Source organism: Propionicimonas paludicola, assembly GCF_002563675.1.
Classification (GTDB): Bacteria; Actinomycetota; Actinomycetes; order Propionibacteriales; family Propionibacteriaceae; genus Propionicimonas; species Propionicimonas paludicola.
The window spans coordinates 2429855-2444798 of the sequence record NZ_PDJC01000001.1 but is presented as its reverse complement, the minus strand read 5'-3'; the positions used below and the strand labels follow the sequence as shown (position 1 = coordinate 2444798).

The 14944-nt window shown below is 69.5% G+C and carries 10 protein-coding genes and 1 tRNA gene; 10 read left to right on the top strand and 1 reads right to left on the bottom strand.

All coding sequences use genetic code 11. The features are described 5' to 3' along the window. Positions 1-254 precede the first annotated feature (254 nt). The 10 genes from ATK74_RS11450 (at position 255) to ATK74_RS11400 (ending at position 13782) form a co-directional block, all read left to right on the top strand. Positions 255-1754 carry a DUF7059 domain-containing protein gene (locus ATK74_RS11450; RefSeq protein WP_098461155.1) on the top strand — a complete coding sequence of 500 codons (1500 nt, stop codon included), beginning with the start codon at positions 255-257 and terminating at the stop codon, positions 1752-1754. A gap of 42 nt (positions 1755-1796) precedes the next feature. After that, on the top strand, positions 1797-3572 hold the full coding sequence (locus ATK74_RS11445) for a S1C family serine protease (protein ID WP_098461154.1): 1776 nt from the start codon (positions 1797-1799) through the stop codon (positions 3570-3572). A gap of 74 nt (positions 3573-3646) precedes the next feature. Continuing rightward, entirely contained in the window at positions 3647-6379 is a 2733-nt protein-coding gene (topA, locus tag ATK74_RS11440) for a type I DNA topoisomerase (protein WP_098461153.1), read from the top strand. Positions 6380-6381: 2 nt separating this feature from the next. Beyond that, positions 6382-7017 carry a dTMP kinase gene (gene tmk / locus ATK74_RS11435; protein WP_098461152.1) on the top strand — a complete coding sequence of 212 codons (636 nt, stop codon included), beginning with the start codon at positions 6382-6384 and terminating at the stop codon, positions 7015-7017. Continuing rightward, complete coding sequence (locus ATK74_RS11430; protein ID WP_098461151.1) at positions 7014-8186, top strand: DNA polymerase III subunit delta'; 1173 nt, start codon at positions 7014-7016, stop codon at positions 8184-8186. The genes tmk and ATK74_RS11430 overlap by 4 nt, the downstream gene beginning before the upstream one ends. A 98-nt stretch (positions 8187-8284) precedes the next feature. Further along, positions 8285-9970, top strand: a complete 1686-nt coding sequence (locus ATK74_RS11425; RefSeq protein WP_098461150.1) for a DoxX family protein — start codon at positions 8285-8287, stop codon at positions 9968-9970. A gap of 35 nt (positions 9971-10005) precedes the next feature. Continuing rightward, the gene (locus ATK74_RS11420; RefSeq protein ID WP_098461149.1) at positions 10006-11613 is read left to right on the top strand and encodes an alpha/beta hydrolase; all 1608 of its coding nucleotides are present in this window, start codon (positions 10006-10008) and stop codon (positions 11611-11613) included. Positions 11614-11677: 64 nt separating this feature from the next. Then, a tRNA-Thr gene (locus ATK74_RS11415) sits at positions 11678-11750 on the top strand. Between the two features lie 227 nt (positions 11751-11977). Then, positions 11978-12469 carry a hypothetical protein gene (locus ATK74_RS11410; protein ID WP_143483644.1) on the top strand — a complete coding sequence of 164 codons (492 nt, stop codon included), beginning with the start codon at positions 11978-11980 and terminating at the stop codon, positions 12467-12469. A 428-nt stretch (positions 12470-12897) separates the two neighbouring features. After that, positions 12898-13782 carry a hypothetical protein gene (locus tag ATK74_RS11400; protein ID WP_143483643.1) on the top strand — a complete coding sequence of 295 codons (885 nt, stop codon included), beginning with the start codon at positions 12898-12900 and terminating at the stop codon, positions 13780-13782. Positions 13783-13908: 126 nt separating this feature from the next. Here ATK74_RS11400 and ATK74_RS11395 read toward each other — a convergent pair whose 3' ends face one another. Then, a complete protein-coding gene (locus tag ATK74_RS11395) occupies positions 13909-14922 on the bottom strand; it encodes a permease (protein WP_211283359.1) in 1014 nt (337 codons plus the stop codon). Positions 14923-14944 lie beyond the last annotated feature (22 nt).

Here is a 14944-nt window from a genome sequence, read left to right as displayed (position 1 = left end):
CGCGTCCGACCAGAGGCGGAGCCTACGCGTCCGACCAGAGGCGGCGGCCGACCCCGCCCCCGCCCCCGCAGAGGTTCCCGCTACCGAGTGCAACTCTTGCTGCCGAGATTTCGGTAGCGAACGTTGCGTTCGGTAGCGCGAACTGGAGGGTGGCGGGGAGGGGAAGCGGGCGTGGCGGGAGGGGGAGCGGGCGTGGCGGGAGGCGGGGGGCTTTCCTGGTCGGGGAGCGGACGATTCCGTGTCAGGCTAAATGCATGCTGGACGAAACCGCCATCGACGCCCTCCGTCGGGCCCTCGTGGCCGCCGATTACACCCTCGATGCCGTCTCCGAGCGGCTCGGCAATGTCGGGCTGGCCGGGCTGGCCCGCAATGCCAGCGTTCCTGCGCTGCGCACCCTGGCCGGAGCCACCGACTCTCAGGCCGAACTGATCCGTTTCTGGCTGCTTGGCCTGCCGATGCCGGCCGGCACCATCCGTCCCCTGCTGGGCTGTCCCGACATGCTGGTCGAGGCGGGCCTCATCGCCGTCAACGGGGACGAGTGGCGGGCGGCCATCGAGCTCAAGCCGCACGGCTCGCAGGCCCGATCGGGTTGGATCTGCTCCGATCAGACCCCGCTGGACGGACGGGTGGTCCCGCCGAGTGAGGACTTCGTGCTCGGCGCCAGCCCGGCGTCCACCACGCTGGCCCAACTGGTGCCGCCCGGGCACTACGGCAGGGTGCTGGATCTGGGCACCGGCTGCGGCATCCAGGGACTTCATCTGGACGCCGAGCAGCTGGTCGCCACCGACCTCAACCCGCGTGCGCTCGAGCTGGCCTGCATCAGTCTCCGGCTGTCCGGGCTCCATGCCGACCTGCGGCTCGGCTCGCTCTACGAGCCGGTGGCCGGCGAGCAGTTCGACCTGATCGTGACCAACCCGCCCTACGTGATCGGTCCGCCGCGCGCGGATCGGCTGATCTACCGCGACGGCGGCCTGGCCGGGGACGACCTGATGCGCGAGGTGGTCACCGGGGCGGCCGAGCACCTGAACCCGGGCGGCTATCTGGTGGTGCTGGGCAACTGGGCCATCACCGACCGGCCCTGGGACGAGCGGCTGACCGAGTGGATCACTCCGACCGGTTGTGACGCCCTGGTTCTTCAGCGGGAGGTGCTGGACGCTTTCGAGTACATCGAGCTGTGGCTGGCCGACGCCGGCCTGACCGGACGTGCGGAGTACCTGCCGCGCTACCGTCAGTGGCTGGACTACTTCGCCGACAACGGCATCACCTCTGTCGGCTTGGGCTGGCTGGTGCTGCGCCGGGCCGATCGTGACCAGCCCGAGGTGCGTTTCGAGGACTGGCCGCACGCCGTCCATCAGCCGGTGGGCACGGCCTTCGCCAACTTCTTCACCGCAGTGGACGCCGCCCGGCTGCCCGAGCCGGAGTTCTGGGCTCAGGCCTGGAAGCAGGCTCCCGGGCTGACCCAGGAGACCTTCGGACGTCCGGGCGCGGCCGATCCGGAACATCTGGTGCTCCGCCAGGGTTACGGCTTTGGACGGGCCATGGAACCGGGTACGGCGTTGGCTGCGGTGGTCGGTGCCTGCGACGGAGAGCTTCCGCTGGGAGCGCTGGTGGCGGCGGTTGCCGGGCTTCTCGACGAGGACGGCCAGACCCTGGCCAACGAGCTGCTGCCCACGCTGCGTGAGCTGGTCAGCCTCGGGTATCTGGTCGGTGAGGACTCACAGGTTCTCACAGGATTCGGACAGTCTGGGCATTGATTCGCCGCGAAAACTGGGGCTCGTTGAGAACGGAGGTCGAAGATGGTTGACGATCAGGCCGATCGGTCCTGGGACAACGTGCCAGTCAATGAGGAGACCGCGACCGGCGGTCAGGCGGACCGGGGGGCATCCGCCGCACACACCGAGTCAGCTGCGGAGCAAGGCTCGGCGCCGGGTGCGTCCGGTGGGTTCGGTGAAGGCGGTTCTTGGTCCGCCGATCCGCTTGCCGCGACATCGGTAGAGGCCGAGCGGACGGCTCGGCTGCCTCAGGAGACTGCCCCGGACTCGGGCTGGACGGCACCGCCTCCGCCATCACCGTGGGCTCGCCAGGAGTCCGGCAGTTCGGCATGGACGGCGCCGGACCCGGCGGCTCACGTATCACCGGCATCCTCGGACCAGGCCGGCTATGGCTACGGCTACCCGACCCAGGCCTACCCGCCCGGCTATCCGGGCCCCGGATACCCGTACCCCGGTCAGGCTCCGGCCTACCCGCCGGGCTACCCGGGCGCCGGCTACTCGCAGCCGGGCTATCCGGGCACCGCCGGCTACGTCCAGGGTGGCGCTCCGACGGGGCCGGGCGTCCCGCCGAACGGCGCCTACCCGCCGGCCGGCTACGGCGGCAACCCGCCCAACGGCGGCTACCCCTACTACTCGGGCGGCTACTACCCGCAGCCGCCCTACTACCAGCCGAATCAGCCGGCCACCCGATCGCGCGGACGTCGCTGGACGGCCATCGTGGCCGCTGTCGCGGCCTTCTTGATGATCGCCACTGGCGCCTTCTGGGCCAATGGTGCGCTGCAGGGTGCGGTGGACGCTCCCAAGGTCCAGCAGCCGGCCGGCCAGTCCGGCAACGGCCAGCAGGATCAGGGCAGCGGTCAGCCCGGGGGCCGGCAGGGCGAGAAGAACACCACGGCGTCCACCAAGGTGACTGCGGCCCAGGCCAAGGGGGTGGTGCTGATCCAGGGCGAGACCTCCAACGGCACCGCTGCCGGAACCGGGATGATCCTGACCTCCGACGGCAAGGTGCTCACCAACTACCACGTGGTTGCGGGCACCGACAAGGTCGCCGTCCGGGTTCCCACTACCGGGAACACGTATTTGGCTACGGTTCTTGGCTTCGACCAGAGCAAGGACGTGGCGCTGCTGCAGCTGAAGGACGCCAGCGGTCTGGACACCGTGACCGTCGACAACAACGGCGTCAGCACTGGTGAGCCGGTGACCGCGGTCGGCAATGCCGAAGGCGGCGGCGTACTGGTGGCGGCTCCGGGCCAGGTGACCGGCACCGATCGCAGCTTGCGGGTGTCGTCCGACTCGCCGTGGGGCAACTTCGAGGATCTGTCCGGACTGATCCAGACCAACGCCGGGGCCGTCCCGGGGCACTCCGGTGGCCCGATGTTCGACTCCCAGGCCGAGGTGGTGGGGATCACCACGGCCGGTTCCACCAAGGCGGGCACCAGCTATGCCGTCCCGATCGCCACCGCGCTGAGCGTGGTGTCTCAGATCGAGACCGGTGCCGATGCCGGTACCGTCCGGGTCGGTCCGGCCGGCTTCCTGGGCGTCCAACCGTCCACGCAGGAGGCGACCGGCAACGGGGTCGACGTGGTGAAGGTGGTCTCGGGCAGCCCGGCCGCGAAGGCCGGCGTGACCGCAGGCAGTCGGCTGATCAAGGTCGGCGACTCCTCGATCAAGGCCGGAACCAACCTGGCCAGCGTGATTCGCAGCCTCGAGCCGGGACAGCAGGTCACCATCACCTGGATCACCAGTAGTGGGAACACCAAAACTGCCACGGTGACATTGGGTAGTAGCCCGGTGAACTAGCCTGGGCAACAGACCTGGACGTGCCCCCGAACCCGTTGTTGGTCCGGGGGCACTACCATGCCGGAACTAGAGTGATGCCTCGATCCACCCGACTGTCAGGGAGTTCCTTAGTGCCCACAGATGCCAAGCGCAGGCTGGTGATCGTCGAGTCCCCGACCAAGGCGGTCAGTCTGGCCAAGTTCCTCGGTGCCGGTTACATCGTCGAGTCCAGCCGCGGCCACGTCCGCGATCTGCCGACCGGTGCCGCCGAGGTTCCGGCCAAGTACAAGGGCGAGAAGTGGGCTCGAACCGGGGTGAACGTCGAGGCCGACTTCGAACCGCTGTACGTGGTCGCCGCCGACAAGAAGGGCACCATCCGCGATCTGAAGGCCAAGCTCAAGGAAGCGGACGAACTCCTGCTGGCCACTGATGAGGACCGCGAGGGCGAGGCGATCGCCTGGCATCTGCTGGACGAGCTGAAGCCGAAGATCCCGGTGAAGCGGATGGTCTTCCACGAGATCACCCCCGAGGCCATTCAGGCCGCCGTCGAGAACACCCGCGAACTGGACACCGACCTGGTCGACGCCCAGGAGACCCGGCGGATTCTGGACCGGCTCTACGGCTACGAGGTTTCTCCGGTGCTGTGGAAGAAGGTCATGCCGAAGCTGTCGGCTGGACGCGTCCAGTCGGTGGCCACCCGGCTGGTGGTCGATCGGGAGCGGGAGCGGATCGCCTTCCGGGCTGCCGGTTTCGCCGGCATCGAGGCCGTCCTGGACGCCGGGGCGGACTCCGAGCCGCGCACCTTCACGGCCCGACTGTCCACCTTCGACGGCCGCCGGATCGCCCAGGGACGTGACTTCGACTCGGTCGGACGCCTGGTCGGCGAGGACGTCCTGCAGCTGTCCCTGGCTGGGGCCGAGAAGCTGGCCGGCCAGCTGTCGAAGGCCGGCTTCGCGGTGGCCTCGGTCGAGGCGAAGAGCTACACCCGCAAGCCCTACCCGCCGTTTAGGACCACCACCTTGCAGCAGGAGGCCGGACGCAAGCTCGGCTTCACCGCGCAGCGCACCATGAGCGTGGCCCAGGAGCTGTACGAGCGCGGCTTCATCACCTATATGCGTACCGACTCGGTCACCTTGTCGACCACGGCCATCGCCGCGGCCCGGGCGCAGGTCAAGGAGCTGTTCGGTGGGGCCTACATACCCGATCGGCCGCGCACCTACACGTCCAAGGTGAAGAACGCCCAGGAGGCGCACGAGGCGATCCGGCCGGCCGGTGAGAGCTTCCGTACCCCTGAGCACAGTGGGCTGTCCGGCGATCATCGTCGGCTCTACGAACTGATCTGGAAGCGCACCATCGCCTCCCAGATGACCGATGCGGTCGGCGAGACCGTCTCGGTGCGGATCGGCGCCACCCTGCCCGAGCGGGTATCGGTGACCAACGCCGCCACCGGCGAGGTGATCGAGTCCGGACGGGCCGCGTTCACCGCCTCGGGTCGGACGGTCACCTTCCTCGGCTTCCTCAAGGCCTACGTCGAGTCCCACGATGACGACGACACCAGCGAGGACGACGCGCAGGCCCGCCTGCCGCAGCTGGCCAACGGCCAGCAGCTGGAGCCGGAGAGCCTGACCGCCAGCGCCCACGAGACCAAGCCGCCGGCCCGCTACACCGAGCCCAGCCTGGTGGCCAAGCTCGAAGAGCTGGAGATCGGCCGTCCGTCCACCTACGCCGCGATCATCCGGACGATCACCAGCCGCGACTATGTGTTCAAGAAGGGCTCGGCGCTGGTGCCGACCTGGCTGGCCTTCGCGGTGACCCGACTGCTGGAGGAGCACTTCAGCAAGCTGGTCGACTACACCTTCACCGCCGGCATGGAAGAGATCCTCGACGAGGTGGCCAGCGGCAAGGCCGCCCGGATCCGAGTGTTGAAGGACTTCTACTACGGCGACGACGGCGGGGCCGGGCTGGAGAAGCTGGTCAGCGAGCTGGGCGAGATCGACGCCAAGAAGCTGTCCACGTTCAGCCTGGGCGACGGCATCGACGTCCGGGTGGGCCGCTACGGCACCTACCTAGAGGACACCGAGGGGCGTCGGGCCAATGTCGATCCTGAGCTGCCGCCGGACGGGCTGAGCCTGGAGTTCGCCCGCGAACTGCTCGACAAGCCGGCCGCCACCGAGCGGGAGATCGGGGTGAATCCGGAGACCGGGTACCCGATCGTGGCCAAGGACGGACGCTACGGCCCCTATGTCACCGAGGTGCTGCCCGAGGATGCGCCGAAGTCGGCCAAGGCCAAGACCGGCTCGCTGTTCGCCTCGATGAGCCTGGACACCGTGACCCTGGAGGAGGCGCTGAAGCTGATCAGCCTGCCCCGGGTGGTCGGTGTCGGCGCCGACGGCGAGCAGATCACCGCCCAGAACGGACGCTATGGCCCCTACCTGAAGAAGGGGACGGACTCGCGCTCGCTGACCAGCGAGGAGCAGATCTTCGACATCACCCTGGAGCAGGCTGAGGCCATCTACGCCGAGCCGAAGACCCGCGGACGGGGTGCCGCCCGGGCCGGAGCCGGACCGCTGGCCGAGCTGGGTGCCGACCCGGTCTCGGGCAAGCCCGTGGTGGTCAAAGACGGCCGGTTCGGTCCGTACGTGACCGACGGTGAGACCAATGCCACGCTGCGGCGTGACGACGCGGTCGAGACCATGACCCTGGAGCGGGCTGCCGAGCTGCTGGCCGAGAAGCGGGCCAAGGGGCCGGCTCCGAAGCGGACCACCCGCAAGCCGGCCGCCAAGACGTCCACCCGCAAGCCGGCCACGCGCAAGGCGAGCGGCAAGTAGCCATGGCCGGGGTCTTCGTCGTCTTCGAGGGCGGTGACGGGGTCGGCAAGTCCACGCAGACTGCACTGCTGGCCGACTGGGCTCGTGCCCTGGGACGAGAGGTGCTGGTCACCTTGGAGCCCGGCGGTTCGCCGATCGGTGAGGTGCTGCGCGATCTGGTGCTGAACCCGGCCTGGGGGGACGTGTCGCCCCGCGCCGAAGCGCTGATGTACGCCGCTGACAAGGCTCAACACGTCTACGAGGTGATTCGGCCCGCGCTGGATCGGGGAGCCTTGGTGATCTCGGATCGCTACGTCGACTCGCTCCTGGCCTACCAGGGCGCCGGCCGTGATCTGGATCCGGACCGGGTCGAGCAGATCGCGCGCTGGGCGACCGGCGACCTGTTGCCGGACCTGACGGTGGTGCTCGATCTGGATCCGGCCCAGGGGCTGGCCACCATCGAGGAGAAGGATCGTCTCGAGGACGCCGGCCACGACGTCCATCTGCGCGCCCGGCAGGCATTCCTGGCCCTCGCGGCACGCGATCCGGAGCACTATCTGGTGCTTCCGGCACGGCTTCCGGTGGCCGAGTTGGCCGATCGGATCCGGGCTCGGCTGGCCTCGCTTCTGTCCGGCCCGGCTGGCACAGTGGAGCCGTGAACGCAGCCACCAGCACCGGGGTCTGGACCGACCTGATCGGCCAGGAGCGGGTTGTCGACGTGCTGCGGCGGGCTGTCGGAGCGTCCGAGGTGGACGGCAACCGGCACGCCATGACCCACGCCTGGCTGTTCACCGGTCCGCCCGGCTCCGGCCGCTCGAATGCGGCTAGGGCTTTCGCCGCGGCGCTGCAATGCCCGCGCGGTGGCTGCGGCGACTGCAACACCTGCACCACCGTGCTTTCCGGTGCTCATCCCGACGTGACCCTGGTCCGCACCGAGCAGCTGTCGATCGGGGTGGACGAGGTGCGCGATCTCGTCCGACGGGCGGCGATGGCGCCCACCCTCGGGCCGCTGCAGGTGCTGGTGGTCGAGGACGCCGACCGGGTCACCGAGCGTGGTGCGGACGCCCTGCTGAAGAGCATCGAAGAGCCGGCACCGCGGACGATCTGGCTGCTGTGCGCGCCGACCGCCGACGACGTGGTGGTGACCATCCGGTCCCGCTGCCGGCGGGTCGAACTGAGCACGCCCAGTGAGGCGGCGATCGCCGAGTTGCTGGCGCGCCGCGACGGCGTCGAGCCGGCGCTGGCCGCCGAGGTGGCCCGGATCGCCCAGGGTCATATCGGACGCGCTCGCGCGCTTGCCAGGAACGAGTCGGCTCGGGAGCGGCGCCGCCAGGTGTTGGCGATCCCGTCGGCACTGACCTCGCTGGGGGCCTGCCTGCGGTCTGCGGCCGAACTGGTGGACGCTGCCGCTACGGAGGCGTCCGCGATCACTTCAGGGCTGGACGAGCAGGAGCGGGCCAAGCTGAACGAGGCGCTCGGCTTCGGGACGAAGGGGGCCCGTCCGCGCAATGCGCAGGCGGCGCTGCGCGAGCTGGAGGATCAGCAGAAGGCGCGGGCCAAGCGGCTCCAGCGCGATGCCCTGGATCGAGTGCTGACCGAGTTCACCTCGCTCTACCGCGACGTCCTTGCCGTCCAGACCGGCTCGGGAGCCGCCCTGGTGAACCTCGATCTGGCCGATCAAGTGGACGCCTTGGCCCGGTCCGGCGACCCGACCGCCACGATCCGCAGACTGGACGCCATCCTGGCTTGCCGGACGGCGCTGGAGACCAATGTGGCGCCCCTGCTGGCCTTCGAAGCGCTGCTGTTGAGCCTGGCTCGCCCGTCCTGACCGCTGTGACCGGCGGCCCGGTGGGCCGTGTCGCTGTGCAGTGATCCCCTGTACGGGTGACAGCATGGGGGAGACTAAGCCCGGAGGAAGGACTTCCCGTGACCGAGCCGCGCGAGCCGGAGAATTACCCGGCAACCAATGAAGGGGCGCCGGCCCAGCCGACACCAGCCGCTGAGCCGACCGCCGCCCGCTTTGCGGCCGAGGGGCCGAGCCAGGCTGCGCCGTGGACGGACCTGCCGCGGCTGGCTGCCCCGGCCGAGCCGGCCACCGGCCCTGAGCCGGCCGCCGACCTGCCCACGTGGGCGGCTCCGCCCGCCCCGCCGGCACCGACTCTGCCGGCCGCTCCGGCCTGGACGGCTCCGGCCGCTCCGCCGGCCCCGGTGCTGCCGCCGGCCCCGGCCTGGGGTGCGCCACCTATGGAGTCGGCCGCCAGTGGTTGGGTGGCTCCGCCCGCGCCTGAGCCGGTTCCCGAGCCGATCACCCCGGAGCCGGTGATGTCCGAGCCGGTCACCCCCGAGCCCGCCCTGCCGGAGCCGATCACTCCCGAAGAGGTCGCCGCCCAAGCCTGGGTCGCCCCGACGGGCTTCGTCGCACCGGTGGCCGAGCCTGCTCCGGTGGCTGAGCCTGTCGAAGCCGCGTGGGCGCAGCCGTCCCCGGTTAGTGAGCCTGTTGAAGCGATTGCCGAGCCTGCTCCGGTTGCTGAGCCTGCCGAAGCGCCCGCCTGGGCTCAGCCGACCCCGGTGGCTGAGCCGGTGGTTCCGGTTCCCGCGCCGCAGCCGACCTACTCCGAGCCCGACCCGGTCGCCCAGTGGGGTTCCGCCCCCACTCCGGCCGAGGAACCGTTGGCCGCCCCGGTCGCTGAGCCTGCTCCGGTTGCTGAGCCTGTCGAGGCGATCAGCGAGCCTGCTGCGACACCCGCCTGGACGCAGCAGCCCCCGGTGGCTGAGCCTGTCGAAGCGCCGTCCCCGGTTGCCGAGCCTGTCGAAGCACCGGCCCCCACGTGGTCGCCGGCCGCTGCGGCAGCGTCCGGTGGTCCGGTGCCGTTCGCGCAGGTGGTCGCGGAGTCGAGCCCGGTCTCGGTGGCCACTCCGAACCTGAGCCCGGCGCCCGAGGCGCCGGCCGCGGTGCCGTCCCCGACGGTGGTGGCACCGCCCACCGACGACATCTTCCGCACCGAGGAGAGCGTGGCTGCGGCGCAGGAGCCGTCGGAGGAGGAGCGCAAGCTCGCCGCCGAGCGCGCCGCCCGGCGTGAGGCCCGCGAGGCCGCTCTGGTGGCCTCGACCGCAGTGGCCCCGGCTGCCGTGGTTGCAGCCGAGCCGATCCGGATCGAGAAGCGGACCACCGACAAGTTCATCGGTTCGCTCGGACTGTTCCTGCTGCGGCTGATCGTGGCCGGGATCTTCGCGATCCGCGGCCTCGGCATTCTCACCGAGCTGCCGGTCGCCACCAAGACCTTCGCCGCGACGATCCTGCCGCGCCCGGAGCTGTGGGCGATCGTCACCGGAGCCAGCTCGCTGGCGATCGCGTTGGCCTTGGTCCTGGGTCTGCTCACTCGGGTGGCCGGTCTGGGCGTGGCTCTGATCGCCGGTGGCGCGCTGGCCCTGGTCTTCTGGGGTTCGAGCTTCAGCCCATTCGTGGCCGGTCAGCCCGGGTTCTACGGTGAGCTCGAGCTGCTGCTGGTCGGTGTCGGCATCCTGTTCCTGACCGTCGGAGCCGGCGGCTGGAGCCTGGATCGCAGCTTCCGCGATGCCCGCGGACGTGACGAGGCGGACGAAGAGGACTGAGCCGGTCGCACCGGCCCAGCGACTAGGCTGAGTCGGTGCGAGGGAAACGGATCCTGGGCCTGCTGGCGGCGGCATCGCTGCTGGTCAGCGGCTGCACGGCCGCACAGGTCGGGCCCAGCCCGTCCAGCCCGCCGAGCGATCCGACGCCGAGTTCGGCCAGCCCGAGTCCGACCAGCACCACGGTCGGCGATCTGGTGCTGGCCACCAGGCCGTCCCCGATGGTCGATCGACTCACCCTGCCGCCGGTCCATCCCACGGTCGCCGGGGTGGCCGCCTCGCTGGGCCCTGACTTGGACGGCTACCTGAGCCAGCGGCTGTCCTGGACCGACTGCGAACAAGGCACCCAGTGCGCCAGCGTCCGGGCGCCGCTGGACTATGCCGACCCGAGCCGGGCCGCGGTCACCTTGGCGCTGCGTCGCAAGCCGGCCACGGCGACTCCGAAGCTCGGCACCTTGTTCATCAACCCCGGCGGACCGGGGGCGTCCGGCACCGAGCTGGTCACCAGCTTCGCCAGCAAGGGGCTGGAGGGCTACGACATCATCGGCTGGGACCCGCGCGGGACGGGGTCGTCCACTCCGGTCCGCTGCCTCAGCGATGCCGACACCGACACGTTCATCCAGCTCGACCAGAGCCCGGACGATCCGTCCGAGCGGGCTGCGCTGTTGGCCGGAGTGGAGGCCTTCAACAAGGGCTGTTGGCAGCGCAACGGCGATCTGCTGGCCCACATCGGCACCGTCGACACGGTCCGTGACCTCGACCTGCTGCGACGGCTGCTCGGCCAGCCGAAGTTGAACTTCGTCGGCTACTCCTACGGCACCCAGATCGGCGCCTACTACGCCGAACTGTTCCCCGAGAACACCGGACGGCTGGTCCTGGACGCCGCGGTGAACATCACCGACGACGAGTCGATCCCGCAGGCCGAGGGCTTCGACCTGGCTCTGACGCACTACGCCACCTGGTGTGCGGCCCGGTCCTGCCCGCTGGGCGGAAGCGAGGCAGCCGTGAAGTCAGCGATCACCAGGTTGTGGGATCGGCTGGACTCCTCCCCGGTCAAGGCCGGCGACCGGATGCTCACCCAGAGCCTTGCGGTGACCGGGGTGGCCGCGATGCTCTACGGCGGAGCCGAGGCCTGGCCGTCCATCGCTCTTCTGGTGAAGTCGGCCGACGCCGGGGACGGACGCGGCTTACTGGCCGCCGCCGACCTGCTGAACGGCCGCAACGAGGACGGCAGCTACGACCCGATGGTCTACGCCTTCCCGGCCATCGGTTGCCGCGACTCCACCGACGACGGAGTGGTGGACGCCGACGCGGACTGGGTCACCGATCAGCGCAAGGCGCCGGTCTTCGGCAAGTACCTCGGGCCGTCCTACACCTGCCCGCTATGGCCGGTGCGCGCGGACGTCCAACTGCACCCGACCGGCGCCGGTGCGGCACCGCTGCTCGTGATCGGTGCGTTGGGCGACAACGCAACCCCTTACCGCTACGCCGAATGGATGGCCAAGCAGCTGAAGTCGGCCACGTTGATCACCTACACCGGAGAGGGCCACGGCACCTTCGGCGGCAAGTCGACGTGCGTGGACCAGGCCGTGATCGCCTACTTGACCCGAGGTGTCGTCCCTGCGGCTGGGCTTCGCTGCAGCTGAGCCGCGTCCGACTTCGCCCCGACGTGCGAGCGCCTCTATAGTTGTGCCTCGGCCCCTGGGCCGCGCCACCTTAGCTCAGTCGGTAGAGCGACGCTCTCGTAAAGCGTAGGTCGCGGGTTCGATTCCCGCAGGTGGCTCCGAACGGCGCGAGTCCACGCGACCTGATGCCCGCCTCACTCCGAGATCGACGCAAGCTGTGAGTTTGGCGTCGATGTCGCCGCCGAACTCACAGCCTGCGAATGGCGGCGCGTGGGCGGGGGTGGCCGCCTGGAACAGGTCTCTTTGGCGTTGCCGGCGGACGGTTCGTGGACGCTTCGAGCGAGGCTCGCGGCCCGGTGCGCTCGGGTGCCTGAGACTGGCGGGCATGGGGCAGATCACTCGTGTACTTGCAGCGGTTGCTTCGGCGTGTCTTCTGAGTGTGACGGGCGGTTGCTCAGAGCTGCTCCCGATGTTGGTGCCGACCCGTCCGCTGGAACCGATCGTTGTCGCGCACACCTCCAGTGGGTATGAACTGATCAGCGTCTGCGGTTCGGCGATCGTGTCGGCATCCGTGCAGCAACCTCCGGAGTATGGCCCGGCGGTCACCTTCTCGTGGCAGGCGGACGCGGACGGGACCCCGAGCCCGCAGCTCCTGCTATTTGCCGAGAGCATCGACGGTTATCGGATCGCTGTTGAGGGTGTGCGTGACTCGGCGACTGAAGTTCTTCTGGCCGCCGACACCGTCGACGACATCGAGGCCGGCCTAGCGGTGGATCTCGACAGCATCGCGATCGGGCAGGTCGCCTATCAGAAGGGCGTCGTCTCGAGCTCGGAGTTCGAGCAGCTTCCGAAGACGGGTTTCGGCTGTCGACCCTGAGTCCACCGATGCGTGACAGCCGAAGACGCCGGGGAGTTGTGCAGGAGAGGCACCCGCTGGCGTCCCTGCATCCGTTGGGGCGGTCAGTTGTCGGTCGACTTTGGGCGTGGTCACAGATCTCGCATGACAGACCCACAGGAAACTGATAAGCCTGGCTCTGGCGGCTTCAGGTCGCGCTGAGTAGCGGTTATGCGCCGACGCGTCCGCCATACCCGTGTCGATCCCAGAGGACCAAGCGACTGATGAACCGTACTCGGCAAGGCAGGGCGAGCGTGCTGGTACTGGCGGGCATCCTGTCCGCTACTGGGTGCACCGCAAACACTCCTGCACCGAGCCCATCACCGGCGGCTTCGGCCCCCTCGGTGTCGGCCAGCGTCTCACCGGTCAGTTCTGCCTCACCCACTGCAGCACCGACCACTGTGCCGACCGTGGTCGTGCGCGACTTGCCTCCGATGAAGCCGGCCAAAGCAAGAGAAGTGGTGAACGATCCGTCCCTGGTCGAGTACACCCCCGGCGGTGATGAACCCCGCGGTCCGAACACGTTCTGGGTTTCCGGGGATGAGGTCGTGATCAGCAACGAGAACCCCGAACAGCCCGTTCTGGTCACCTACCGCAACGGCCGCAAGGTTCGGACGGTGCGCACACCCGACGACGGCTGCCTCGATTTGCGGGTGGAAGGCGATCGGTACTGGATCCTCGGCTTCGAGTTCGCTGACGGAGCCGCCGACGGTGCAACCACGCCCGTCCAGGACACCCAGGAGTACGCCGCTGAATATGTCCTGCCGAAGGGCGCTGACCGGCTGACCGAGGTCAAGCGCATCACTTTGCCCCCCGACTCGGGGAACGCCCCCGTCACGGGAGACCTCCCCGACGACTATGTCCAGTGGGATGACGGTTCTCTGGAGCGCACTGACACCGGCTTGTTCGCCGTACCCGCTGGCGGCCCCACGATCCGAATCGATGGCACCGGTACCGTCCCCGACGCCCCGCCCACTCGCAGCGAGGACAAGACCGTTGTGATCAAGGATCCGGGCTTTACCGCCAAGATCCGCACCCGCATCGGGGGTGCGGAAGCGTGGCTGATGTCTCGCTACGGTGGCCGCGTCTTCTATGAGGTGGATGACGGCTCCGGACCGAACCGGGGCTACCTCTACGAGTTCACCGCGAGCGGCACCCTTGTCCATACCTACACGCTCCACGACGGGTACGCGATGAGCCCCGACCGGCCCATCGTGATCACCGAGGATGGCCAGGTCTACCAACTCCTCATCAGCACCAAGACCGCTCGAGTCCTCCACATCCCGCCGAACTGAGCCGAGGGCCCCTCGACTGACCGACGCGTGCGGCAGTCCTCGCCAACGCATACGCGGCGACGCGCGAGCAGCAACTGAGCGTGCGATCCGCGGTGTGCTCATTGTCAGAGACGCGCGGATGGGACGTCACAGCCACAGACCGGCGAGCCAGCCCATGGTGATGGCGGTGACTAGGAGCGTCCCGATCACCAGGGCGACGATCCGCCAGCGAGCGATCACGAGCATGCCGCTGATGGCGCCCACGCTGGTGCCGGCTCCGGTGATCAGGAAGGCCAGGCCGGCGCCGGGGGCCATCCCGCCGTGCAGCAGGCTGGCCACCAGCGGCAGCGAGGCATCGGTGTTCAGGTACACCGGAATGCCCAGGACGGCGGCCAGCGGCACCGACCAGATCGGGTTGCCGGTGCCCAGCCAGTCGGTCAGGACGCCGGTGGGCAGGATCCGGATCAGCAGGTAGCCGATTGCGGCGAAGCCGAAGAAGTAGGCGGCCAGCTTGCGGGTGTTGGCCAGCAGGGCAGTGCCGAACTGGCGCAGCTTGGTCGGCCGGGCTTCGACAAGCTCAGCCACCTGGGTCGGCCGCTCGACGATCGTCAGTTGCCGGACGCCACCAGCGGCGGGCTCGTCCGCAGTCGACGAGCCGCACTCGGGGCCGCAGCCGGAGGCCGGCGCAGCCGGTGCGGGAGCAGCCATTCGGGCTTGTCCGTCCAGCAGTCCGCGGCGCTCCAGCCACCAGGCCGCGCCGCCGCCGAGGAGCCCGACCACGATCGAGGCGGCGAAGAAGGTGGCCGCGAAGCCCGGTCCGAACAGGCCCACCGACAGCACGTACTCCTCAGGGCTGGCCAGCGGCGAGGACGCCATGAAGGCCACGATCGGCGCCCAGGGCACCGAGGACGCCATGGCGCCCAGCACGATGGCCGTGGTGCCGCAGGAGCAGAACGGAGTCAGTGCGCCCAGAGCGACCGCGCCCAGGATGGCCACCCAGGTACGTCGGCGCAGCCAGCTGCTGAGCCGGTCGGTGCTCACGAAGACCTGCACGGCCGAGGCGACCAGCACCGAGATGAGCAGGTAGGGCCAGTTGTGGACGAACGTCGTCCACACGTCCGTCGCGACGGTGGCGACCAGGTGGGTCAGGTAGTCGGGCATGGCAGCATCCATTCATAGACCG

Excerpts from the sequence above, each read along its gene's own strand:
- ATK74_RS11450 (WP_098461155.1), top strand. The coding sequence starts at position 255 with ATGCTGGACGAAACCGCCATCGACGCCCTCCGTCGGGCCCTCGTGGCC.
- ATK74_RS11445 (WP_098461154.1), top strand. The coding sequence starts at position 1,797 with ATGGTTGACGATCAGGCCGATCGGTCCTGGGACAACGTGCCAGTCAAT.
- topA (WP_098461153.1), top strand. The coding sequence starts at position 3,647 with ATGCCTCGATCCACCCGACTGTCAGGGAGTTCCTTAGTGCCCACAGAT.
- tmk (WP_098461152.1), top strand. The coding sequence starts at position 6,382 with ATGGCCGGGGTCTTCGTCGTCTTCGAGGGCGGTGACGGGGTCGGCAAG.
- ATK74_RS11410 (WP_143483644.1), top strand. The coding sequence starts at position 11,978 with ATGGGGCAGATCACTCGTGTACTTGCAGCGGTTGCTTCGGCGTGTCTT.
- ATK74_RS11395 (WP_211283359.1), bottom strand. The coding sequence starts at position 14,922 with ATGCCCGACTACCTGACCCACCTGGTCGCCACCGTCGCGACGGACGTG.